The sequence below is a fragment of the Aquitalea sp. S1-19 genome (assembly GCF_024343515.1).
The window spans coordinates 1-20,891 of sequence record NZ_RJTZ01000055.1 but is presented as its reverse complement, the minus strand read 5'-3'; the positions used below and the strand labels follow the sequence as shown (position 1 = coordinate 20,891).

The following is a 20,891-nucleotide window of genomic DNA, read 5'->3' as shown; positions in this document are numbered from 1 at the left end:
CATGCGCTCGCATTGCGGCATTGCCTCCACTATGTTCCGCACACTGGCGGAAGAGGGTATCAATATCCAGCTGATCTCGACCTCCGAAATCAAGGTGTCGGTTCTGGTTGATGAAAAGTACCTAGAACTGGCTGTTCGTGTATTACATAAGGCTTTTGGCCTCAATCAGAAAATTTCTGCTTGATAACGCTTGACAGTAAAGCGGTCGTTCATTAATATGGCGACTCGCTTGACGGAGAAATGGCCGAGTGGTCGAAGGCACACCCCTGCTAAGGGTGCATACGGGCAAAACCTGTATCGAGGGTTCGAATCCCTCTTTCTCCGCCAGCTACTGCACCCGTAGCTCAGTTGGATAGAGTATTTGGCTACGAACCAAAGGGTCGGGCGTTCGAATCGCTCCGGGTGCACCAAAGTCCCTATAGTTTAGCGGTTAGAACACTGCCCTTTCACGGCGGCGGCCGGGGTTCGATTCCCCGTGGGGACGCCAGAATAAACAAAAAAGCTGCTTTCCATCCGGAAGCAGCTTTTTTGTCGTCTATCGCTTCGCTTTCCTGATCAGGCCGCGTGCTGCCGGCCTGGTGTCCAAGTGCTGCGCCCTGTTGGTCCCCGTTGCCGCAGTCCACCCTTTTCCAATTTAATTTTCAATTCCTGCGGCTTGCAACAAAATATCTAGTGATTACCGGGTTTTTCCTATTTTGTTTTCAGTCATGGCATTTGAGCACTGCGCGTCTAAGCTTGTCTGATAAGACACCGGATGCAGGGGCAGAGGTATGACGTATAGCATTCATCTTTCCGGCGTACAGGAGGCAATGCCATGGCTGGAGTTTCGCCAGGTGGCGCTGGTTTGCGAAGGGGGAGGGCAGCGCGGTATTTTTACGGCCGGTGTGCTGGATGCTTTTCTGGCCGAAGGATTTTTCCCCTTTCAACTGATGATAGGCACCTCGGCCGGCGCGCAGAATCTTTCGGCTTATGCCAGCGGCCAGTTGGGTTACTCCCGGCATGTAATCAGCCGTTACAGCACGCGCAAAGAGTTTTACAACCCGCTGCGCTTTATGCGTGGCGGCCATCTGATCGATCTGGATTGGTTTATGGATGTGACGATGCGCGAGTGTCCGCTGGATCTGGCGCGGGCGGCGCTGCGTCTGGCCGGGCGCGAATTCTATATGTGCGCCAGCCGCAGTGACACGCTGGACACGGCATACCTGCAGTTTGAGCACCATGGCTGGCTGGCTTCGCTTAAGGCGTCCAGTGCCATTCCTGTGCTGTATCGTGGCGGGGTGAATCTGGGCGGGGTGTGTTATTGGGATGGCGGGGTAAGCGATGCGCTGCCGGTCAAGGCCGCGCATGATCTGGGCTGTGATTTGATTGTGGTGGTGCGTACCTTGCCGGCGGGGCATGTCGAGTCTCCTCCGCGTCCGGTGGTGCATTTGCCGCAAGGCAGCCGCTTGCGGGCAGCCGCCGAGGTGGTTAACCGGCACAAGGTGGCGTATCGCGAGGCGCAGGCCTTTATCGATTCGCCACCTAAGGGAGTGAAAGTGCTGGAGCTTGCGCCTTCGCAGGCGCTGAAGAGTCGTGCACTGGGTAGCTCGGCGGCCGCCCTGGAGCAGGATTACGCTAACGGGCGTGCTTGTGGCCGCCAGTTTATGGCGCGTTTTGCCTGGCGCTTGCGCCCGCGTGCCGGAAGCGGCTTGATGATCAGCGCCTAGCCTAGCAACAAGGCGCTGGCAAAAGTCAGCAGCATAGCCAGTGCACAACCTACTTTAGCTACGGTACCCAGCAGCAGGCCAATAAAGGTTGCCACGCTTGCCTTGCCGGCTTGCAGCATATCGCGTCTGGCTAAGTATTCTCCGATGGCTGCGCCCAGCAAGGGGCCGATAATCAGCCCGACAATCCCCAGAAACAGTCCGAACACGCTGCCCCAGAATGCGCCCCAGAGCGCCTGACGGCTGGCGCCACCGGCTTTGGCGCCCAGTACGCCGGCGATAAAGTCGGCAAACATGCCAAGCAGTGTCAGCATGGCCAGCAGGCCCAGGCTTAAGGCACCGATATGCTGAAAGTCGCCGAGCCAAGCCGTGAGCAGCATGCCGGCAAACATCAGCGGCAGGCCGGGCAGTGCCGGCAGAATGACGCCGGCCAGGCCAATCAGGATCAGCAGGCCGGCAGCCAGATGGCCGAGAAGGGAAGGCTCCAAGTTTGGCATCCTGATGGTCAGATTTGCCGGGTGTAATCGGCAAGCAATGTCTGCTGCACGCTATGAACCTTGCCGCGCGCCGTTTTTTTGCGGTAGCTGCCATCGGCCTGCATTTCCCAGGCATTGAAATTGTCGACAAGGTTCATGCGCAAGGCCTCTTTGATCACGCGACGCTTAAGCACAGGGTCAAGAATGGGTACGCAGGATTCAATGCGGCGGAAGAAGTTGCGCCCCATCCAGTCGGCGCTGGCGATATAGAGGTTTTCTGCCTTGTCGTTGTAAAAGTAGAACACGCGCGGATGCTCGAGGAAGCGCCCGACAATGGAGCGCACGCTGATATTGTCCGACAGGCCGGGCACGCCGGGGCGCAGTGCACATACGCCGCGTATGATGAGCTGAATCTTGACGCCGGCCTGGCTCGCGCGATACAGCGCATGAATGACCTGCGGCTCCAGCAGTGCATTCATCTTGGCGATGATGCGTGCCGGCCGGCCGGCTTTGGCGTGCTCGGTTTCGGTGGCAATGGCCTGCATCACCATGCTGTGCAGGGTAAACGGGCTTTGCAGCAAGAGCTTGAGCTTGCTGGCGCGGCCAAGGCCGGTGAGCTGGACGAAAATATCATTGACGTCGCTGGCCACGTCTTCGTTGCAGGTCATCAGGCCGAAGTCGGTATACATGCGTGCGGTACGCGGGTGGTAGTTGCCGGTGCCCAGATGGACATAGCGCTTGAGCGCGCCGTCCTCGCGTCTGACCACCATCAGCATCTTGGCGTGCACCTTGTAGCCGAATACGCCATACACCACATGGGCACCGGCATCTTCCAGCCGGCTTGCCCAGCCGATATTGGCTTCTTCATCAAAGCGTGCCATCAGTTCGACCACGACCGTGACCTGCTTGCCGCTACGTGCTGCGGCAATCAGCGAGTCCATCAGTACCGAGTCGGTGCCGGTGCGGTAGACCGTCATCTTGATGGCCACTACCTGCGGGTCGAAGGCCGCCAGATTGAGCATGTCGATGACAGGCTGGAAGCTCTGGTAAGGATGGTGCAACAGGATGTCTTGCTTGCTGATCGCCTCGAACAGATTAGCTTTTTGTTGCAGCACAGGCGGCAGGCTAGGCAGGAAAGGGGTGAACTTCAGGTCGGGCCGGTCCACGAGGTCGGGCACCTGCATCAGGCGTACCAGATTGACCGGGCCATTGACGCGGTAGACGTCTTCACGCAGCAAATTGAACTGGGTCAGCAGGAAGTCTTCCATATGCCGTGGGCAGGTATCGGCAATTTCCAGTCTGACTGCCTGGCCGAACTGGCGATGGCGCAGTTCGCCTTGCAAGGCGGTACGCAGGTTTTTTAGATCTTCTTCTTCCACCGTCAATTCGCTGTTGCGGGTGACGCGGAACTGGTAGCAGCCCTTGACGGTCATGCCCAGAAACAGCTCGTGCACATGTGCGTGCAGGATGGAGGACAGGAAAACGAAGCTGTGGCGGTTGCCATCACAGACCTCGGCGGGTAGCTGGATGACGCGCGGCAGGATGCGCGGCGCCTGCACAATGGCGATGCCGGAGGCGCGGCCAAAGGCGTCGCGCCCCTCCAGTTCGACAGCAAAATTCAGGCTCTTATTGAGCACCTTGGGGAAGGGGTGGGCCGGATCCAGACCGATAGGTGTCAGGATCGGCATCAGTTCGCGGAAAAAGAAGGCCCTGACCCATTCCTGTTGCGCCTGGCTCCATTCGCGCCGGCGCAGGAAAACGATGCCTTCTTCCCTGAGCGCAGGCAGCATGGTGTCGGTCAGTAGTGAGTATTGCTGGGCGACCAGATCATGAGCAGCTGCGGTGACGTTGCCTAGTGTGCTGCCGGGCGTGTTGCCATCGGCCAAAATGCGCCCTGGATTGTGCTGCGCATTATCCTTGAGCCAGGCAACGCGTACTTCAAAAAACTCGTCCAGATTGGATGACACAATGCACAGGAATTTCAGTCGTTCCAGCAAGGGCAGGCTGCTGTCTTCGCCTTGCGCCATCACCCGGCGGTTGAATTCGATCAGGCCCATCTCGCGATTGAGTAGCAATTCTTGTGCTTGAGTCATTTGATTTTCTTTTTGGTGCGGTCACGCCCTTGAAGGTAAGGGCCGGATTGCCCGCCATGGCCCGAGGCACTGGCGGGCTATCTGTTGCCGGACTGGCAGCAGACTCAGACTTGCGGTGTGTAGCCCGCTGGTGCTTCGGCGCCCTGGCCGAAGAAGTAGGCATCCAGCTGCTGCATCAGGTACTGGCGCGCGCGCGCATCAGCCAGACTCAAGCGGTTTTCATTGATAAGCATGGTTTGGTGGCGTATCCAGCCCTGCCAGGCTTCTTTGGATACGCTTTCATACAGGCGTTTGCCTATTTCACCCGGTAGCGGTGCGAAGTCCATGCCTTCCGCTTCGCGGCCGAGTTTGATGCAATTGACCATTCTAGCCATTGAATTTCCTTGAGTGTTGCAGTGAAGTCGACGCCGCTATTGTGTCACAGCCATGTGCCGCCTTCCAAGCCTGATGCAAGCAGGGTTTTACAATGTTTTGATGAAGACCTTGGAACGGCGCTCGCCGTTGTAGTGCTGGCGCTTTTCTACCGGCAGCGCTTGCGGATCGGATTCGATAAAGCCGCGTTCGACAAACCAGTGGGCCGTCCGTGTAGTCAGCACGAACAATGACTTGATACCGTCTTTTTTTGCCTGGGTTTCGAGGGCTTGCAGCAGCATTTCACCATAGCCTGCGGTGCGTTGCTCGGGTGCGACAACCAGACAGGCCAGCTCGGCCATGCCGGTTCCTGCAAACGGATACAGTGCCACGCAACCGAATACTTTGCTGTCGTGCTCGAGCAGAGTGAAACGCTGGATATCCATTTCCAGATGCTCGCGACTGCGCCTGACCAGCACGCCTTGCTCTTCCAGCGGCTGGATCAGCGCCAGCAGACTGCCGATGTCGTCAATGCTGGCCTGGCGCAGTTGTACCAGGCTCTGGCGCACGATCATGGTGCCGCTGCCGAAGTGGGTGAACAATTCGACCAGCAAGGCGCCGTCTTCGCTGCCGCTGACAAGGTGGCTACGGCTGATACCCTGTTCGGTCGCACGGATGGCCCACGGCAGGCAAACACTGACTTCCGCGCTGCCTTGCCCTGCATCCAGCAGGGCTTTGGCTTCTGCAATGGTGATAGAGGGATGAAGCTGACCTGTCTTGTCCACCAGCCCGCCATCTTCAACCAGAAAGATCAGCTTTTCCGCCTTGAGCGCGAGCGCACTCTGATAGGCGATTTCTTCCATGGTGAGATTGAATGCTTCCCCGGTAGGGGAGTAGCCGATGGGAGAGAGCAGGACCAGTTCGCCAGCGGCAAGACGCGCGCTAAGCGAGGTGCTATCTACACGCCGGACTTGTCCGGCATATTGCATGTCCACGCCATCCAGCACTCCTAAGGGCTGGGCGGTGACATAGTTGCCACCGGCAACGCGCAGGTGGGCGCCATGCATGGGCGAGTTGGGCATGCCCATGGTGAGCTGGGCTTCTATATTGTGGCGGGCTTCGCCTATTGCCGCCTTGACCGCCGTCATGGTGTGACTGTCGGTCACGCGCCGTGCGCCGTGAAAGCGGCGCGTAATGCCGCGCAACGCCAGCTGGGCATCGATTTGCGGACGCGCACCGTGTACCAGTACGATGCGTACCCCGAGGCTGACCAGCAGGTTGAGGTCCTGCGCCAGGCGGGAAAAATGGTTGGCGGCCAGACATTCGCCGCTGACGGCGATGACAAAGACTTTGCCGCGATAGGCGTGGATATAGGGCGCGGCTTCGCGAAAGGCGAGCACGAACTCGGGCTTCAGCATGCGGGGGATTCCGTCACAGAACGCGTAAACCCCTTAGGGTAGCAGGAATGCTGTTGTAATGGCAGGTGTCAGCGTTCGTGACGCAATTCTTCCGGCGTGTCGTCGTAGTCGCCGTGCGGGTGATGTTGGTACAGCCGGCTGAAGGCCTGCACGCCCTTGGTATCCGGCGCCGGTGTCGAGAGGTTGGACAGTTGCACTTCTTCGCTGAAAACGAGCAGCTTCAGATGCCAGTGCTGCAGTGCGTTGTCGTGAAGCAGGATCTGGCAGGCCTGCAGTTGCTGCAGAATATGCTGCAAGGTGTGGGTAAGCAGGCTGTAACTGACGACCAGACGGCACATGGGGGGCAGCGGCAGGCTACGGATGCCGATCGACGCCAGACATGCGGCGGCCTGTCTTGTGGCCGCCGCATCTTGTAGCTGCAGCGTCCTGCATTTGTAAAGTTCGCGTTCACGCATCGCCCCACCTCCGGGGCGATGGTGCGCCCCCTTATTTTTGCGCCTGCTTCTGCATCAATATCTGCTGAACCTTGAGAATGTTCAAGGCTTGCGATAGCTGGAAGTCCGCTGCGGCCTTGCCGTCCTTCCCGTCTTTGCCCTGCGGCTTGGCTTCGGTCGGTGTGTCTGGCTTGGTTTTGTCGGCCGGCTTTTCCTGCGGCTTGTCCTTGCCGTTCTTCTGATCCGGGTTTTCCAGATGGCGCTCAAGATCTGCTTCGCGGATGCGGAAGGATGCGGCGGCACCATTGACTGTCGACTCTTCCACTTCCACGTCCGGTGTGATGCCTTTAGCCTGAATCGAACGGCCACTCGGTGTGAAGTAGCGGGCAGTGGTGAGTTTGATGCCGCCCTCGCTGCCTAGTGGCAGAACGGACTGCACCGAGCCTTTGCCGAAGGTCTGGGTGCCGACGATGATGGCGCGTTTGTGATCCTGCAGGGCGCCGGCAACGATTTCGGACGCTGAGGCGCTACCGCCATTGACCAGTACCACTAACGGTACTTTCTTGACCTCGGCCGGCAGGCTGGCCAGATAGTCGCGGTCGCCGCGCGCCAGATAGTTTTCCGGCGTAGCGGACAGACGCATTTTCGCGTCTTCGCTACGGCCTTCGGTATACACCACCAGCGTATTTTTGGGCAGGAAGGCGGCAGACACGCCGACTGCGCCATTGAGCAGGCCGCCTGGGTCATCGCGCAGATCCAGCACCACCCCTTTGAGCGGGGTCTTGTTTTCCTTGTACAGCTGGGTCAGGGCTTGTGCCAGGTTTTCCGCCGAGTGCTCCTGGAACTGGGCTACACGGACATAGCCGTAGTCCGGCTCCAGCAGGCGCGATTTGACGCTCTTGGTCTTGATGATGGCGCGGGTCAGCGTCAGTACGACAGGTTTGCCTTCATTTTTGCGAGCGATGGTCAGCGTGACCTTGCTGCCGGGTTTGCCACGCATTTTCTTGACGGCATCGGTGAGTGACAGGCCTCGCACCGGTGTGTCGTCGATCTTGACGATAAGGTCGCCACTTTTGACGCCAGCTTGCTGTGCCGGGGTGTCTTCGATCGGTGCAATGACCTTAACCAGCCCGTCTTCTGCGCCGATTTCTATGCCCAGGCCACCGAACTCGCCTTGCGTGCCTTCGCGCAGCTCCTTGAATTCATCGGCATTCATATAGTCCGAGTGCGGATCAAGGCCTGTGAGCATGCCGCGGATGGCGTCGTTGATCAGCTTTTTGTCTTCGACCGGCTCGACATAATCCTGTTTGATGCGGCCGAATACTTCAGCGAAGGTCCTGAGCTCGTTCAGCGGCAGCGGTGAGCCGATGTCCTTGTCGGCGCTGGCCGTCAGGCTGACAGTCAAGAGAGCACCTGCCAGTGCACTGGCACCGATCAGGGCAATTTTGCGGAAAGGTGGGGTCATCATAATATGGGTATCTTTGCTAGCGCATCCAGGATTGGGGATTGATGGGTCGCCCCATATAACGCAGTTCAAAATAAAGGCCGCTCTCGCCACTGTCTAGCGCGCCGGTGTTACCAAGTGTGTCGCCACCCCTGACCGCTTGCCCGCTGCCACGGCTAATAGTACCCAGTCCGGTGTAGACCGTCATGTAATTGCCGCCATGGTCGACGATGACCGCATTGCCAAAGCCGCGCAGCGCATCGGCGTAGACTACCGTGCCATCGGCAACCGCGCGTACTGACTGACCTGGGTTGGTACGGATAAACAGGCCTTTCCAGCTGCTGCCCTCGGGGCGGCTGCTGCCGTAACGCCCGGCGATATTGCCGGAAACAGGCATTTGCATCCGGCCTTGCAGGCTGCGGAAGGCTTTGCCGCTGCTGCTGGCGTCCGCCACCGCTTCGACAGCTTCTTCTTTTAGCGGGCGTGTCGCTTCGGCCGGCAGGGTTTTGCCCTGCGATCTGGCATCAGCTGCCAGTTTGCGGCGGCGTTCGTTTTCCTGCTTGCGGGCCAGTGCCCGTGCTTTTCTTTCTTCTGCCTTCTTGCGGGCAGCCGCCTGGCGCTGTGCTGCGATCTGGCGGTTGATCTGGGCGATCAGGCTGGATAGGCGTTTTTCGTCCTGCTGTAATTTGCTCAGCGTACCTTGCTTGTTGCGGATTTCGCTGGCCAGTGCGCTGGCTTGTTGTTCCTGTGTGGCTTTTTCCCGCGCCAATCTGTCCTGCTGGCTTTCCTGGCGGTGGCTTTGTAGCCCCAGTTTTTCCAGCTCCAGCGCCACTTGCGCGGCGAGTGCCTGCAGTTCGCTTTCCTGTACGCTCAGGCGCTGTATCAAACCTTGTTGCGCTTGTGCGATATAGCGGTAATACGCCAGATCGCGGCTGCTCTGGTTGGGGTCGGCCTGATTCAGCATCAGCCGCATCGCATCATGCGAACCGCCACGGTGCTGACGCTGCAAAATGGAGGCAATGCGGCTTTTCAGGTCTAGTGCATTATCGTGAGTGTCTTGCAGCTGACTTTGCAAGGCGGCCAGTTTTTTACTGGATATTTGCTGCTTGCTGTCCAGTTGGTTGAGCGCCTGTCGTGTGGCTTGCAGCGCCTGTTCGGACTCGCGTATTGCGCTTTGCGCCTCCTTGCGGATAGCTTCCTTTTGCGCAATATCCTTTTTCAGGGTGCTGATTTCCTTGCGTACAGACGACAAATCCTGCTGGTGCGGCGCAACAGCAGGAGGTTGGTCCGGCGCAGCCTGTGCCGCGCCGGAAAGTAACAACAGTAATACCCAGAGTTTCACTTGAATTCGATCAATGATTGGCCGGTCATTTCGGCAGGTTGGGGCAGCCCCATCATTGCCAGCAGCGAGGGTGCAATATCGCGCAGCGAGCCACCTGTGCGAATTTCTGCCTTACGCCCGATGTAGATGAAGGGAACGCGGTTTAGCGTGTGCTGGGTGTGCGGCTGGTCATGCGAGACATCATGCATCTGCTCGCAATTGCCGTGGTCAGCGGTGATCAGCACCTCGCCACCTGCCGCCAGCATGGCATCCACGCATAGGCCTACGCAACTGTCCAGCGCTTCGACGGCCTTGATTGCTGCATCGAAATTGCCGCTATGTCCGACCATGTCGCCATTGGCAAAGTTGCAAATGATGGCATTGAAGCGCCCCGAGGCAATGGCCTCGACAATATGGCGGGCCACTTCGGGGGCATTCATTTCTGGCTGCAAGTCGTAAGTTGCGACCTTGGGCGAGGGTACCAGAATACGCTCTTCCCCGGGATAAACCGCCTCTTCTCCACCATTGAAGAAGTAGGTTACATGCGGATATTTTTCGGTTTCTGCAATACGCAGCTGGGTCAGTCCCAGGCTGGACAGATATTCGCCAAAGCCGTTGCGCAAGGTTTGCGGTGCATAGAGTACCGGGTTGGGGTAGGCCTCGCCATAACTGGTCAGCGTGGCGAAATATGCGAGTTTGGGCTGGCGGGCAGTAAAGCCGTCAAACGCCGGGTCGGTCAGTGCGCTGCTGAATTGGCGGGCGCGGTCGGCGCGGAAATTCATAAACAGGACAACATCACCATCTGCAATGGTTTGCGGTTCGCCAATTACGGTGGCACCAACAAACTCGTCGTTTTCGCCGCGTGCATAGGCGTTGGCAAGCGCAGTGAAACCATCCGCAGCCTGATGTTCAGCCTGGCCGTCCACGATCAGCCGGTAAGCCGGTTCGACCCGCTCCCAGCGTTTGTCCCGGTCCATGCCCCAGTAACGCCCGCAAACGGTGGCTAGTTTTGTGTGCGGGCATTCGGCTAGAACATGGTGTAAACGCCGCAGATAGGTTTCGGCGCTGCGTGGTGGCGTATCCCGGCCATCAAGAAATGCATGTAATAAAATTTTCTTGATGCCGGCAGCTTCTGCTGCCCGGATTACGGCATGAATTTGCGCCTCATGGCTGTGGACGCCGCCATCCGATAACAAGCCCAGAATATGCAGAGTGTGGTCTTGGCTTTTGTCGAAGGCCGTTTTAAGCGTTGTATTGCTGGCAAAAACCCCGTTTTCTATATCGCTGTCTATGCGGCTGATATCCTGCTGTACGATGCGTCCCGCACCAATATTCAGGTGTCCGACTTCCGAATTGCCGAACTGTCCGCCGGGCAGGCCGACATAACCTTCGGATGCTTCAATGGCGCCGCTGGCGTAAAGGATACGCAGGCGATCAAGGTTTGGAGTGCGTGCATTCAGGATGGCATTGTTGTCTCTTTCGGCGCGTTCACCGAAGCCATCAAGGATAAGCAGGAGTACGGGAGTCAGTGCGTGCATTTTTTATATACGTTCAGAATATTAGGGCTTCTTGATGCTGAAGGCAGTTGTAGGTATTATTGTAATCATAAAACCACGCTAATTATAAAAAATACCTACTCAGGAGTAGTGCCTTGTTGTTTAATGACGATCAGATTGAGCAGACGTCCCGCGCGATGAAGGCTATGTCGCATCCTTTGCGACTGAAAATTATCTCTGTCCTCGAGGATCAGGAGGTAAGTGTCCAGGATATCGTGGAAAAAGTCGGGACCTCGCAGAGTAATATTTCCCAGCATTTGGCCATCATGCGCGACAAGGGCGTTTTGCGCACGCGCAAGGACGCCAACCGTGTGTATTACCGGGTCGGGGATATCCGTACGCTGGAGGTGCTTAAAATGATGCGCGAAGTTTTCTGTGGTTTTGGCGATTAAGCCCGTCTGACGCGCTAAAAATAGTCAAAGCACAGTTTGATCATGCCGTTTGCTGTTTGTCGCATGACTGCAAGCGGCATGATTCGTGGGTTCGAATCATGCCTTCCTTTCGTTAAAACGGCAGCTGCGTTTGCGTGCCGTGCGGCAGGCTGATCTTTGCATCGACCTCACCTTCTGCCAGTTGCAAGTGCACGCGCTCACCATTGCCCAGTTCGCTTGGCGACTTGATCGCCTTGCCTTGTGCGTTTTGCACGATGGCATAGCCACGGGCAAGTACCGCTTCCGGATTCATGGCCGAGAGCGCCGTTTCCAGTCGCAATAAGGTCATGCTGCGCGAGGTGTGCATGTGTTCACTGGCGCGAGCAAGCCTGAGCGCCAGTTGTTGCAGTGTGCGTGCGGCCTGCTCGGGGGCCGGGCGCAGCAGTCCCAGTCGTGCGCTGGCGTTTGCCAGTTGCCGGTTGTCTTGTCTGAGCTGGTTTTTGATTAGCGCCTCGAGGCGGATGCGGGCGCGTGACAGTTCCTGTTGTTGCCGTGCCAGTCGTTCACCGGGGTGTGACAGCCGGTTGGCGAGGTAATCAAGGCGCTGCCCTTTATCTATGATCAGGCGGGCTAATGCCCGCTCCAGTCCGCGTTTTCCCCGTTCCAGTTGCTGCAGCATGGCGTCACGGCTAGGAGATACGAGCTCGGCTGCTGCCGTCGGGGTCGGAGCACGGCGATCTGCAACAAAGTCACAGATGGTGAAGTCGGTTTCATGGCCGACCCCGCTGACCACGGGGACTGGGCAAGCAGCAATGGCGCGTGCGACCAGCTCTTCATTAAATGACCACAAGTCTTCTATGCTGCCGCCTCCGCGGCAGACGATCAATACATCGACTTCATGCCGCTTGCTGGCGCTGCGAATGGCGTGAGCAATATGCTGTGCCGCATCATTACCCTGTACCGGAGATGGGTAGAGGATGATGGGGATGTTCGGCATGCGTCGCGCCAGCGTCGTTACTACATCACGCAGGGCTGCTGCCGCAGGAGAGGTCACGATGCCGATGGCGCGCGGATGGGGGGGGAGGGGGCGTTTGCGCGCTTCGGCAAACAGCCCCGCTGCTGCCAGGCGTTTTTTCAGCTTTTCATAAGCTTCGTATAAGCGCCCCAGCCCGGCCTCGCGCATGTTTTCCGCCGCGATCTGATAGTCGCCGCGTGCCTCGTATAAGGTGACCGAACCGAGGAGTTCGACCTGCATGCCCTCTCGCGGAATAAAGTCGAGCTGTCTGACCCGTTGGCGAAACATGACGCAGCGGACTTGGGCACCAGCATCTTTAAGCGAGAAATAAGCGTGTCCTGACGCGGCCAGGGTGAGGTTGGATATCTCGCCGCTTACCCATAGTGAAGGAATGCCGTTTTCCAGCAGATTACGCGCCATGCGGTTGAGGGCGGTTACACTAATGACATCTTGAGTTTGAGTCGTAAAAAGCATGCTTGGTCAAATCGTCCACGGGTAGGTGTATATAGATATCTATGCTCTGACGGTGCTGGTTTTGCGTTTTTTGGCTTTAATAAGTGATTTTTACAAAAATTAAGCGAAGTTGTTTATTTTGTGAGCAAAGCGGGTAAGGTCTTATTGTTTAGTCTTTAATGTGTATTTTCCCATTCTTTTCCACAGAACTACCCACAGTTGCTGTGGATTATCTGTCGGGGCAAGGCTCTCACTCATTTTTTCAGGCGTGGAGCAGCTCTCGACTGTCTTTGCTTATGCTTGTGAGATTGCGGCTTGCAGCTTGCGGTCGGCCTGTTTCACCGATACAGTTTAGCGTCTACAAACCGAGGGAGAATGCTGGTGTGGTCGATCATTCAAGCGGCAGGTTGGCCGATCTGGACCATTATTTTGGCGTCCGTCGTATCGGTGGCAATCATTCTTGAGCGCTTGTACTCCCTGAGGGGGCGACTCGTTGCGCCTCCCAATCTGGTTGATGATGCAATTCAGGCTTATCACCTGGCCGGTGCAGGCGGCAAACTTGTCGAGCAACTGGCCGCACATTCGCCCTTGGGGCGCGTATTGTCGGCCGGTTTGCGTAATGCTGCCAGTTCGCGCGAGGTCATGAAAGAAGCGATAGAAGATGAGGGGCGCCTCGTCGGTCATAAACTGGAGCGTTATCTCACCACGCTGGGAACGATTGCTGCGATGGCACCGCTGCTCGGGCTATTGGGTACCGTTATCGGGATGATTGAAATTTTCGGCTCTCAATCGCCAAGCGGCACTAACCCTCAGGCGTTGGCACATGGTATTTCGGTCGCGCTTTACAATACCGCATTTGGCTTGATTGTCGCTATTCCCAGTATGATGTTTTACCGTCATTTCCGGGCAAAAATCGACAGCTTGCTGGTCGAGATGGAGGCGCAGGCCATTCGTCTGGTTGAAGCCGTTCAGGGCGTGCGTAACGGGCGCCAAGGATAAAACATGAACTTTCGTCGTGGGCGGCATAGGGAAGAGCCCGAAATCAATTTTATTCCGCTGATCGACCTGTTGCTGGTTATCCTGATTTTTTTGATGGTGACGACGACTTATTCCCGCTATTCGGAAATAGAAATTAATTTGCCTTCGGCTGAGGCAGGCATGGCCGAAGTCAAGCCGTCCGAGCTGGATGTACTGGTCAGTGCCGAAGGTGAGACTGTGGTGGGCAAGACGCGCCTGGCAAAACCATCGGTCGAGCAACTGGCCGAAGCACTCAAGCTGGAGGCTATCGGGCGCAAGGATCCGGTGGTGGTGATCAGTGCAGACGCCCGTGCCCAGCATCAGGCGGTGGTGAGGGTGATGGAGGCTGCGCGTGTAGCCGGATTGACGCAGTTGACATTCGCCACGCGTAGCGAGACACCATGAGCGGGCGTCGTGAATAGCATAGAAAAACACTGGTATGCGCCACGCCTCTGCTTGAGTTTGTTGCTGGCTCCGTTAGCGTGCTTGTTTGCTTTACTGAGCGGTGTGCGGCGTTGGGTATTCAAGTCCGGACTTTGTAAAACGCAGTATTTATCCGTGCCGGTTGTGGTGGTCGGCAATATCAATGTGGGGGGGGTCGGCAAGACGCCATTGGCCTTGTCGCTGATCGCTTCCTTGCAGGCACGCGGCTTGCGCGTAGGCGTGATCAGTCGCGGTTATGGTGGTAGCCATGCCGTACCGACGCTGCTGGACGAAGCGAGTCGTGCCGATGAAGTGGGTGATGAGCCGCTGCTGTTTGCCGCGTCCGGCGTACCGGTGGTGGTTGGGCGGGATCGTGTGGCAGCTGGGCGCTGCTTGCTGCAGGCGAGGCCGGATCTGGATCTGATTCTGTCTGATGATGGTCTGCAGCATTACCGCTTGGGGCGTGCGCTGGAAATCGTGGTGATGGATGGCGCGCGTGGTGTCGGCAATGGGCGCTTATTGCCTGCGGGTCCCTTGCGCGAACCCCTGTCGCGCCTGGCTTGTGTCAATGCGCTAGTGGTTAATGGCGAGCGCGCTGCTGCTTTTCCTGATCTGCCACCTGGCTTGCCTGTTTTTGCCATGACACTCGAGCCGGGGCGTTTTGTTTCGCTGGCCGATCCAGCTCAAACGCGCGCCGCAGCCGATTTTGCCGGGCAGCGTTTGGTTGCCTTGGCCGGTATCGGCCACCCGCAACGCTTCTTTGCAACCTTGGCTGGGCAGGGTATTGTCACGCAGCGCAATATTGCTTTCCCCGATCACCACATCTTCAGTGCTGAAGATGTGCCGGATGATGCTGATGCGGTACTGGTGACGACCAAGGATGCGGTAAAGTTGCAGTGCATCAATCATGCTAGACTATGGGCGCTGCCAGTCGCCGCGCGGCTTGCGCCTGATTTGGCCGACTGGATCATCGTTCAATTAAAGAGACGGTAATGGACGCAAAATTTCTGGAAATTCTGGTGTGCCCCTTGTGCAAAGGGCCTTTGGTATACGACAAGGTGGCGCAGGAGCTGATCTGCAAGCCTGACCGGCTGGCCTTCCCCATTACGGATGGCATCCCCATGATGCTGGAGTCCGAGGCGCGTGAGTTGCCGCCCGAGGAAGAGGTGAAATGAGCGGTTTTGTCGTGGTGATTCCGGCGCGAATGGCTTCAAGCCGGCTGCCGGGAAAGCCTCTGGCGGATATAGCCGGCAAGCCCATGGTGGTGCGGGTGGCCGAGCGCGCGGCGCTCAGTGCTGCCAGTCGTGTTATTGTGGCAACGGATCACGCTGATATTGTGGCTTCTTGTACGCTGCATGGTATCGAGTCGGTGATGACGCGTGCCGATCACGCCAGTGGCAGCGACCGTCTGGCTGAGGTAGTCGTCAATCTCGCTCTTGCCGACGATGAGATCGTGGTCAATGTGCAAGGGGACGAACCGCTGATTGATCCGCTGCTGATCGACCGTCTGGCCGGCCTGATGGCCAGTTCCGGCGTGCCCATGGCGACGGTAGCGCATCCTATTCACGATGCGGCCGAAATGTTTAATCCTAACGTGGTCAAGGTGGTGCTTGATCACGCTGGGCGCGCACTTTATTTCAGCCGTGCGCCCATTCCTTATGCCCGCGATGCGTTTGCACACGATGCAAGCATTTTGCCGCAAGGTTTACCGGTTTTGCGGCATATCGGTATGTACGCCTATCAGGCCGGCTTTCTTTCTACCTATTCATCGCTGGCACCGGCCGCACCAGAGGTTTTCGAAGCGCTGGAGCAGTTGCGCGTACTCTGGCACGGCTACCCCATTATGGTGGAGACCGTAGCGGAGGCACCGGCTGCCGGTGTGGATACCCCGGAAGATCTGGAACGGGTACGCCATATATTTAACGCAACAATTTGCATCGATTCATAATTTCACGGGAGTTTTGCATGAAACTGATTCTGTTGGGCGCGCCAGGCGCTGGCAAGGGAACCCAGGCGGGTTATATCAAGGAAAAGTTTGGTATTCCGCAGATTTCGACCGGCGATATGTTGCGTGCGGCGGTCAAGGCCGGCACACCGCTGGGCCTGGAAGCCAAGGCCATTATGGACGCGGGCGGTCTGGTGCGTGATGACATCATTATCGGTCTGGTCAAGGAGCGCATTGCCGAGCCGGATTGTGCCAAGGGCTTTATGTTTGACGGCTTTCCGCGTACGACCCCTCAGGCTGAAGCGATGCGTGATGCCGGCGTGACCATCGATTATGTGCTCGAGATCGATGTGCCAGACCAGAACATCATCGACCGTATGTCTGGGCGTCGCGTACACCTGTCTTCCGGTCGCACTTATCATGTGACCTACAATCCGCCCAAGGTGGAAGGCAAGGATGACGAGACCGGTGAAGCGCTGATCCAGCGTGAGGATGACAAGGCCGAAACCGTGATGAAGCGTCTGGCTGTATATCACGAGCAGACTGAAGTGCTGGTCGACTTTTACTCGAAGATGGCCGCTAGCGGTGATGCCAGTGCGCCACGCTATGTACGCATTGATGGCACGCAGCAGGTAGAAGCCGTGCGCGATGCGGTACTGGCGGCGCTTGTTTGAGTCTGGCTTGTATGTAAAGGGCGGGGATGTTTCCCCGCCCTTTGTCTATGGCACATGGCTTGATTGAAGGCCTGTCGGCTAAGCCTGACGCTGGAGTATCGATATGTATCATGGTGAGCGTTTTAACGGCATTACCCATCTGTTTGGTACTTTGTTTGCCATTACCGCGTTGGCGGCCTTGTTGCTTGAGGCTAGTTTGCAAGGCGATGCATGGAAGCTGTTCAGCTTTTCGCTGTACGGTGGGTCCCTGGTCTTGCTGTATCTGGTCTCTACGCTGTATCACAGTGCGCGAGGCCGGGCCAAAGCCATTTTGCAGAAGTGTGACCACTCCGCCATTTACCTGTTGATCGCCGGTAGTTATACCCCGTTTTCACTGATTACTTTGCGTGGCCCTTGGGGTTGGACCCTGTTTTTCCTGAGTTGGGGGCTGGCTATTTTCGGCATTGTGCAGGAATTGACGCTGGGAAAGCGTACGCGTCTATTGTCCATGATCCTGTATGTGGTGATGGGCTGGCTGATCCTGATTGCCATCAAGCCATTGATGGCGGCATTGCCTGCGGCAGGCTTGTTCTGGCTGGCCTTGGGTGGCGTGTTTTACAGCGTGGGGATTTACTGGTTTTTGAACGATGAAAAAATCCGTCACGGCCACGGTATCTGGCATCTGTTTGTTCTGGCTGGCAGCGCGTGCCAGTTTGTTTCGGTCATGTTTTACGTTGCCTGAGTACTGGCGAGCATGGCCAGTCGTGTATACAATCGATGTTTGGGAAAAAGGCTGTAGTACGCTACGGCTTTGATATTAGTAGATTAATAAAGAGATACATGCAAATACCCAGAGAAGTAAGATTGGAGCGGCCCTTGTCGCCGGATTTGGTACGGCGGGCCACTGCAATCGTTGAATTGCCAGATGGTGTATTGGTGACGGCTGTGCTGGGTGGGCGTTATTGTTTGCCCGGAGGGCGGGCAGAACGGGGCGAATTGCGCTCCCAGGCGCTGCTTAGACAGTTGCGTGAAGAAACGGGTTTGCGTGTCAATTCCATGCTGTATCTGTTTGACCATATTACCGCTCAGAATGCACATAAGGTTTATCTGTGCATAGGTCAGGGGACGGCGCGCCCGCAGGGCGAGATTGCCCGTATTTCTGTCGTCTCCTCGCCGGAGTCCGAACTGGACCTGCATACTGAAACGCGGGGTATTTTGCGGCGCTATGCCAAATTGCGCGCGGAAGAGGGGGTCAAGAGCGAGGCGGTGCGGGCTTTTCTTGCTTTGGCGCGCTATATCGCCAAGGTTGATTGACGCCCTAGCTTGCCTGTCGTCTGTTTCTTTAGGCGACATATCAGCGAAGCTGCAATAAAGGCGCACGCCAGTATACCGGGTGCGCCTTTGTTATTGTGACCCTGGCTTGGGGGGGCTTAGTACAGGCTGTCGTGCTCGCTGCCAGGTGTGGCTTGAGCCGGCTGGCTATTGCTTATCTGCGTTTCGCTAGGCAGTTCTATCAGCCCCAGATTGCTGCCGGTTGAAAACGCAAACACCATCAGCATGGCTGCCAGCGGTGAAAACAGCAGAATCCCGCCTAGTACCCGCATACGACTGGCTCCCGAGACGGCTGCCAGTGCATGCAGCATTACCGTCACCCCATAAAAGGCGATGGCTATCGTCGCGATCTCGGCCACATCCGTCGGTAACCAGCTGGTCAGCGGTGTCAAAACCTGAACCAGCCCTGCTACCAGTAGCAGGCTGAACAAGGGTGTCTCGACCGGTGCTTTGGCCAGACGCAGCCACCACTGCATGAACTGCGCCATCAGCAGGGTTTCCATGGCACCGAACACGGTGAAAAACAGCAGTTTGCCAGCGATGTCGCCACCGACGCTGTCCGCGCCGGCTGCTGCGATCATGCCCAGCAACAGCAATGTTGCGACGAGCTGCCACGTCGGGTACTGATAGTGCGCCGCTTCGCGTACGCGCCAGCGCATCAGGTCGAGGGCATCGTGAATCAGTTTATCCATCTCAGTCGAACACCACGGTCTTATTGCTGTAGGACAGTACCCGGTTGTCGATATGCCAGCGCACCGCGCGCGACAGCACCACCTTCTCCAGATCGCGGCCCTTTTGCACCAGATCCTCGACATTGTCGCGATGCGAGATGCGGGTGACTTCCTGCTCGATGATCGGGCCCTCGTCCAGCTCTTGCGTTACATAGTGGCTGGTGGCGCCGATCAGCTTTACGCCACGGGCAAAGGCGCGGTGGTAGGGTTTGGCGCCATCGAAAGCCGGCAGGAAACTGTGGTGGATGTTGATTACGCGGTCCGGATAGCGCTCGACGAACTTCTCCGACAGCACCTGCATATAGCGCGCCAGCACGATAAAGTCAGTGCCTGCCTCCTGCAGTAGGCGCCATTGCTCGGCTTCGGCCTCGGCCTTGTTCTCTTTGGTTACCGGTACGACATGGAAAGGAATACCGTTGAACTCGACGATGCGGCGGCAGTCTTCATGGTTGGAAATCACCAGCGGAATATCGCAGCCCAGCTCGCCGATGCGCCAGCGGTGCAACAGATCCACCAGGCAGTGTTCATATTTGGAGACAAAGATCGCCATCTTCGGTTTCTGTGTCGACAGCGACGTGTGCCACTTCATATTGTGCAGGGCGGCAATCGGCGCGAATGCCGCCTCGAAGCTTTCCATCGGCAGGGTAAAGCCTTCCAGTTCCCACTGGATGCGCATCAGGAACAGGTTTTCGCTTTCATCCTGGTGCTGGTCTGCATGCATGATATTGGCGTTGTAGGTCATCAGAAAATTGGCAATGGCGGCAACCAGACCTTTATTGTCCGGGCAGCTGACCAGCAAGGTGGCCGAGGGTTTGTTTTGACTCATGCTTCTCTTTCATATGCATAAAACCCATGCAAAACGCCACAGCCTGAGCTGTGGCGTGCTTGGGGCGAACGAGCTCAGGCGTGCAGATTGGCCGAATCCAGCGTGTTCTGCAACAGGGTTGCGATAGTCATCGGGCCGACGCCACCGGGAACCGGGGTAATAAAGGCTGCGCGTTCACGGGCGCTGTCAAATTCGACATCGCCGCATAGCGAGCCATTCTCCAGTCGGTTGATACCGACATCGATAACGACTGCACCCGGCTTGATCCATTCTCCCTTGACGAAATTGGGCTTGCCTACCGCTGCGACCACGATATCTGCTGCAGCGACCTCGGCTGCCAGATCGGCCGTTGCGCTATGGCAGACGGTGACGGTTGCGCGTGCCAACAGCATTTCCAGTGCTTGCGGACGGCCAACGATGTTGGAAGCGCCAACGATCACGGCTTTTTTACCCTTAGGGTCGATGCCGTAAGACTCAAGCAGCGTCATCACGCCGCGAGGCGTGCAGGGGCGCAGCAACGGCATCTTGATCGCCAGGCGGCCCATATTGTAAGGATGAAAGCCGTCTACATCCTTTTTCGGGTCGATGCGCTCGATTACGGCTTGTGGCTCGATATGCTTGGGCAGTGGTAGCTGCACCAGAATGCCGTCTACGCTGTCGTCGGCGTTGAGCTGGTCGATGATAGCCAGCAGTTCATCCTGTGTGGTGCTGGCCGGCAGATCCCATGCCAGCGAGCGGATGCCGGCTTTTTCGCAGCTACGCTTTTTATTGCGTACATAAACGCCGGAGGCCGGGTCGTCGCCGATCAGGATGACGGCGAGCGCGGGTGCGCGCTTGCCTGCGGCCAGGCGTGCGTCTACACCCTCGCGTACTTGAGTGATCAGCGTTTCTGCGACTGCCTTGCCATCAATGAGTTGTGCCGACATGCGTGGTATTCCTAGAGGAGGGAGCAGGATCAAAATGGCATTTTCGCATTATTACGCCCTCTTTCTCAATGGGTATTGACAGTGCAAAGGCTAGCCAGTATAGTTTGCTCCTCAGTTGGCGGAGTGTGGCGCAGCCCGGTAGCGCACCTGGTTTGGGACCAGGGGGTCCAAGGTTCGAATCCTTGTACTCCGACCACAAGAACACGCAGTACCTGACAGATAGACTTGCGCCCGTAGCTCAACCGGATAGAGCACCGACCTTCTAAGTCGGGGGTTACAGGTTCGATTCCTGTCGGGCGCACCACAGTTTTACGGTGGTGGATATAGCTCAGTTGGTAGAGTCCCGGATTGTGATTCCGGTTGTCGTGGGTTCGAGCCCCATTATCCACCCCAAAAATATTAA

22 protein-coding genes, 6 tRNA genes and 1 pseudogene are annotated in these 20,891 nt (G+C 57.2%); 17 read left to right on the top strand and 12 right to left on the bottom strand.

Annotated elements, in window-relative coordinates; translation table 11 throughout:
- From EGI20_RS09895 to EGI20_RS09875, 5 genes are all read left to right on the top strand, one after another.
- A partial coding sequence (locus tag EGI20_RS09895; RefSeq protein ID WP_498631329.1) for an ACT domain-containing protein occupies positions 1 to 184 on the top strand: 184 nt, incomplete at its 5' end.
- A gap of 50 nt (positions 185 to 234) precedes the next feature.
- Positions 235 to 327, top strand: a tRNA-Ser gene (locus EGI20_RS09890).
- A 6-nt stretch (positions 328 to 333) separates the two neighbouring features.
- A tRNA-Arg gene (locus EGI20_RS09885) sits at positions 334 to 410 on the top strand.
- 2 nt (positions 411 to 412) lie between these two features.
- Positions 413 to 487, top strand: a tRNA-Glu gene (locus EGI20_RS09880).
- 283 nt (positions 488 to 770) lie between these two features.
- On the top strand, positions 771 to 1,706 hold the full coding sequence (locus EGI20_RS09875; RefSeq protein ID WP_498631328.1) for a patatin-like phospholipase family protein: 936 nt from the start codon (positions 771 to 773) through the stop codon (positions 1,704 to 1,706).
- Here the strand turns inward: EGI20_RS09875 and EGI20_RS09870 are convergent.
- The 8 genes and pseudogenes from EGI20_RS09870 to gpmI all read right to left on the bottom strand — a co-directional run bounded on the left by EGI20_RS09870 (position 1,703) and on the right by gpmI (position 10,778).
- Positions 1,703 to 2,191: a DUF456 domain-containing protein gene (locus EGI20_RS09870; protein WP_498631327.1), complete on the bottom strand. Its 489-nt coding sequence runs from the start codon at positions 2,189 to 2,191 to the stop codon at positions 1,703 to 1,705. The two genes, EGI20_RS09875 and EGI20_RS09870, sit on opposite strands and share 4 nt — an antisense overlap.
- Positions 2,192 to 2,208: 17 nt before the next feature.
- A pseudogene (gene ppk1, locus EGI20_RS09865) lies at positions 2,209 to 4,275 on the bottom strand (polyphosphate kinase 1); the annotation flags it as partial.
- A gap of 101 nt (positions 4,276 to 4,376) precedes the next feature.
- On the bottom strand, positions 4,377 to 4,646 hold the full coding sequence (locus EGI20_RS09860) for an oxidative damage protection protein (protein WP_498631326.1): 270 nt from the start codon (positions 4,644 to 4,646) through the stop codon (positions 4,377 to 4,379).
- An 87-nt stretch (positions 4,647 to 4,733) separates the two neighbouring features.
- Positions 4,734 to 6,041 carry an amino-acid N-acetyltransferase gene (argA, locus tag EGI20_RS09855; RefSeq protein ID WP_498631325.1) on the bottom strand — a complete coding sequence of 436 codons (1,308 nt, stop codon included), beginning with the start codon at positions 6,039 to 6,041 and terminating at the stop codon, positions 4,734 to 4,736.
- A 68-nt stretch (positions 6,042 to 6,109) separates the two neighbouring features.
- A complete protein-coding gene (locus EGI20_RS09850) occupies positions 6,110 to 6,496 on the bottom strand; it encodes a hypothetical protein (RefSeq protein WP_498631324.1) in 387 nt (128 codons plus the stop codon).
- 31 nt (positions 6,497 to 6,527) lie between these two features.
- Positions 6,528 to 7,943, bottom strand: a complete 1,416-nt coding sequence (locus EGI20_RS09845; protein WP_498631323.1) for a S41 family peptidase — start codon at positions 7,941 to 7,943, stop codon at positions 6,528 to 6,530.
- A gap of 16 nt (positions 7,944 to 7,959) precedes the next feature.
- Positions 7,960 to 9,261 (bottom strand): murein hydrolase activator EnvC family protein, encoded by a 1,302-nt coding sequence (locus EGI20_RS09840; protein WP_498631322.1) that lies wholly within the window; start codon positions 9,259 to 9,261, stop codon positions 7,960 to 7,962.
- On the bottom strand, positions 9,258 to 10,778 hold the full coding sequence (gpmI, locus tag EGI20_RS09835; RefSeq protein WP_498631321.1) for a 2,3-bisphosphoglycerate-independent phosphoglycerate mutase: 1,521 nt from the start codon (positions 10,776 to 10,778) through the stop codon (positions 9,258 to 9,260). Before gpmI ends, EGI20_RS09840 begins: the two co-directional genes overlap by 4 nt.
- 113 nt (positions 10,779 to 10,891) lie before the next feature.
- Here gpmI and EGI20_RS09830 point away from each other — a divergent pair, with 113 nt between their 5' ends.
- Positions 10,892 to 11,188 carry an ArsR/SmtB family transcription factor gene (locus tag EGI20_RS09830; protein ID WP_124734248.1) on the top strand — a complete coding sequence of 99 codons (297 nt, stop codon included), beginning with the start codon at positions 10,892 to 10,894 and terminating at the stop codon, positions 11,186 to 11,188.
- A 112-nt stretch (positions 11,189 to 11,300) separates the two neighbouring features.
- Here EGI20_RS09830 and xseA read toward each other — a convergent pair whose 3' ends face one another.
- Entirely contained in the window at positions 11,301 to 12,602 is a 1,302-nt protein-coding gene (gene xseA / locus EGI20_RS09825; protein ID WP_498631320.1) for an exodeoxyribonuclease VII large subunit, read from the bottom strand.
- 414 nt (positions 12,603 to 13,016) lie between these two features.
- Here xseA and EGI20_RS09820 point away from each other — a divergent pair, with 414 nt between their 5' ends.
- The 8 genes from EGI20_RS09820 to EGI20_RS09785 all read left to right on the top strand — a co-directional run bounded on the left by EGI20_RS09820 (position 13,017) and on the right by EGI20_RS09785 (position 17,987).
- The gene (locus tag EGI20_RS09820; RefSeq protein WP_498631319.1) at positions 13,017 to 13,634 is read left to right on the top strand and encodes a MotA/TolQ/ExbB proton channel family protein; all 618 of its coding nucleotides are present in this window, start codon (positions 13,017 to 13,019) and stop codon (positions 13,632 to 13,634) included.
- Between the two features lie 3 nt (positions 13,635 to 13,637).
- Positions 13,638 to 14,057: an ExbD/TolR family protein gene (locus EGI20_RS09815; RefSeq protein WP_498631318.1), complete on the top strand. Its 420-nt coding sequence runs from the start codon at positions 13,638 to 13,640 to the stop codon at positions 14,055 to 14,057.
- 9 nt (positions 14,058 to 14,066) lie between these two features.
- Positions 14,067 to 15,068 carry a tetraacyldisaccharide 4'-kinase gene (gene lpxK / locus EGI20_RS09810; protein ID WP_498631317.1) on the top strand — a complete coding sequence of 334 codons (1,002 nt, stop codon included), beginning with the start codon at positions 14,067 to 14,069 and terminating at the stop codon, positions 15,066 to 15,068.
- On the top strand, positions 15,068 to 15,250 hold the full coding sequence (locus tag EGI20_RS09805) for a Trm112 family protein (RefSeq protein WP_124734253.1): 183 nt from the start codon (positions 15,068 to 15,070) through the stop codon (positions 15,248 to 15,250). Before lpxK ends, EGI20_RS09805 begins: the two co-directional genes overlap by 1 nt.
- Positions 15,247 to 16,023 carry a 3-deoxy-manno-octulosonate cytidylyltransferase gene (gene kdsB / locus EGI20_RS09800; protein WP_498631316.1) on the top strand — a complete coding sequence of 259 codons (777 nt, stop codon included), beginning with the start codon at positions 15,247 to 15,249 and terminating at the stop codon, positions 16,021 to 16,023. The genes EGI20_RS09805 and kdsB overlap by 4 nt, the downstream gene beginning before the upstream one ends.
- 17 nt (positions 16,024 to 16,040) lie before the next feature.
- The gene (gene adk, locus EGI20_RS09795) at positions 16,041 to 16,694 is read left to right on the top strand and encodes an adenylate kinase (RefSeq protein WP_124734255.1); all 654 of its coding nucleotides are present in this window, start codon (positions 16,041 to 16,043) and stop codon (positions 16,692 to 16,694) included.
- 103 nt (positions 16,695 to 16,797) lie between these two features.
- A complete protein-coding gene (trhA, locus tag EGI20_RS09790; RefSeq protein WP_124734256.1) occupies positions 16,798 to 17,415 on the top strand; it encodes a PAQR family membrane homeostasis protein TrhA in 618 nt (205 codons plus the stop codon).
- Between the two features lie 35 nt (positions 17,416 to 17,450).
- On the top strand, positions 17,451 to 17,987 hold the full coding sequence (locus tag EGI20_RS09785; protein WP_498631315.1) for an NUDIX domain-containing protein: 537 nt from the start codon (positions 17,451 to 17,453) through the stop codon (positions 17,985 to 17,987).
- Between the two features lie 116 nt (positions 17,988 to 18,103).
- Here EGI20_RS09785 and EGI20_RS09780 read toward each other — a convergent pair whose 3' ends face one another.
- The 3 genes from EGI20_RS09780 to folD all read right to left on the bottom strand — a co-directional run bounded on the left by EGI20_RS09780 (position 18,104) and on the right by folD (position 20,488).
- A complete protein-coding gene (locus EGI20_RS09780; RefSeq protein ID WP_498631314.1) occupies positions 18,104 to 18,697 on the bottom strand; it encodes a hypothetical protein in 594 nt (197 codons plus the stop codon).
- A gap of 1 nt (position 18,698) precedes the next feature.
- Positions 18,699 to 19,562: a formyltetrahydrofolate deformylase gene (gene purU / locus EGI20_RS09775; protein ID WP_498631313.1), complete on the bottom strand. Its 864-nt coding sequence runs from the start codon at positions 19,560 to 19,562 to the stop codon at positions 18,699 to 18,701.
- Between the two features lie 74 nt (positions 19,563 to 19,636).
- A complete protein-coding gene (gene folD, locus EGI20_RS09770; RefSeq protein ID WP_124736305.1) occupies positions 19,637 to 20,488 on the bottom strand; it encodes a bifunctional methylenetetrahydrofolate dehydrogenase/methenyltetrahydrofolate cyclohydrolase FolD in 852 nt (283 codons plus the stop codon).
- Positions 20,489 to 20,607: 119 nt separating this feature from the next.
- On the opposite strand from folD, the gene EGI20_RS09765 reads away from it, so the two are divergent.
- The 3 genes from EGI20_RS09765 to EGI20_RS09755 all read left to right on the top strand — a co-directional run bounded on the left by EGI20_RS09765 (position 20,608) and on the right by EGI20_RS09755 (position 20,881).
- Positions 20,608 to 20,684, top strand: a tRNA-Pro gene (locus tag EGI20_RS09765).
- Positions 20,685 to 20,715: 31 nt separating this feature from the next.
- Positions 20,716 to 20,792 (top strand) — tRNA-Arg (locus tag EGI20_RS09760).
- Positions 20,793 to 20,805: 13 nt separating this feature from the next.
- Positions 20,806 to 20,881 (top strand) — tRNA-His (locus tag EGI20_RS09755).
- Positions 20,882 to 20,891: the final 10 nt, after the last annotated feature.

Coding starts and splice junctions, on each gene's coding strand:
- EGI20_RS09875 (WP_498631328.1), top strand. CDS start 771: ATGACGTATAGCATTCATCTTTCCGGCGTACAGGAGGCAATGCCATGG.
- EGI20_RS09860 (WP_498631326.1), bottom strand. CDS start 4,646: ATGGCTAGAATGGTCAATTGCATCAAACTCGGCCGCGAAGCGGAAGGC.
- argA (WP_498631325.1), bottom strand. CDS start 6,041: ATGCTGAAGCCCGAGTTCGTGCTCGCCTTTCGCGAAGCCGCGCCCTAT.
- EGI20_RS09850 (WP_498631324.1), bottom strand. CDS start 6,496: ATGCGTGAACGCGAACTTTACAAATGCAGGACGCTGCAGCTACAAGAT.
- EGI20_RS09845 (WP_498631323.1), bottom strand. CDS start 7,943: ATGATGACCCCACCTTTCCGCAAAATTGCCCTGATCGGTGCCAGTGCA.
- gpmI (WP_498631321.1), bottom strand. CDS start 10,778: ATGCACGCACTGACTCCCGTACTCCTGCTTATCCTTGATGGCTTCGGT.
- xseA (WP_498631320.1), bottom strand. CDS start 12,602: ATGGCGCGTAATCTGCTGGAAAACGGCATTCCTTCACTATGGGTAAGC.
- EGI20_RS09815 (WP_498631318.1), top strand. CDS start 13,638: ATGAACTTTCGTCGTGGGCGGCATAGGGAAGAGCCCGAAATCAATTTT.
- EGI20_RS09805 (WP_124734253.1), top strand. CDS start 15,068: ATGGACGCAAAATTTCTGGAAATTCTGGTGTGCCCCTTGTGCAAAGGG.
- kdsB (WP_498631316.1), top strand. CDS start 15,247: ATGAGCGGTTTTGTCGTGGTGATTCCGGCGCGAATGGCTTCAAGCCGG.
- adk (WP_124734255.1), top strand. CDS start 16,041: ATGAAACTGATTCTGTTGGGCGCGCCAGGCGCTGGCAAGGGAACCCAG.
- trhA (WP_124734256.1), top strand. CDS start 16,798: ATGTATCATGGTGAGCGTTTTAACGGCATTACCCATCTGTTTGGTACT.
- EGI20_RS09785 (WP_498631315.1), top strand. CDS start 17,451: ATGTTTGGGAAAAAGGCTGTAGTACGCTACGGCTTTGATATTAGTAGA.
- EGI20_RS09780 (WP_498631314.1), bottom strand. CDS start 18,697: ATGGATAAACTGATTCACGATGCCCTCGACCTGATGCGCTGGCGCGTA.
- purU (WP_498631313.1), bottom strand. CDS start 19,562: ATGAGTCAAAACAAACCCTCGGCCACCTTGCTGGTCAGCTGCCCGGAC.
- folD (WP_124736305.1), bottom strand. CDS start 20,488: ATGTCGGCACAACTCATTGATGGCAAGGCAGTCGCAGAAACGCTGATC.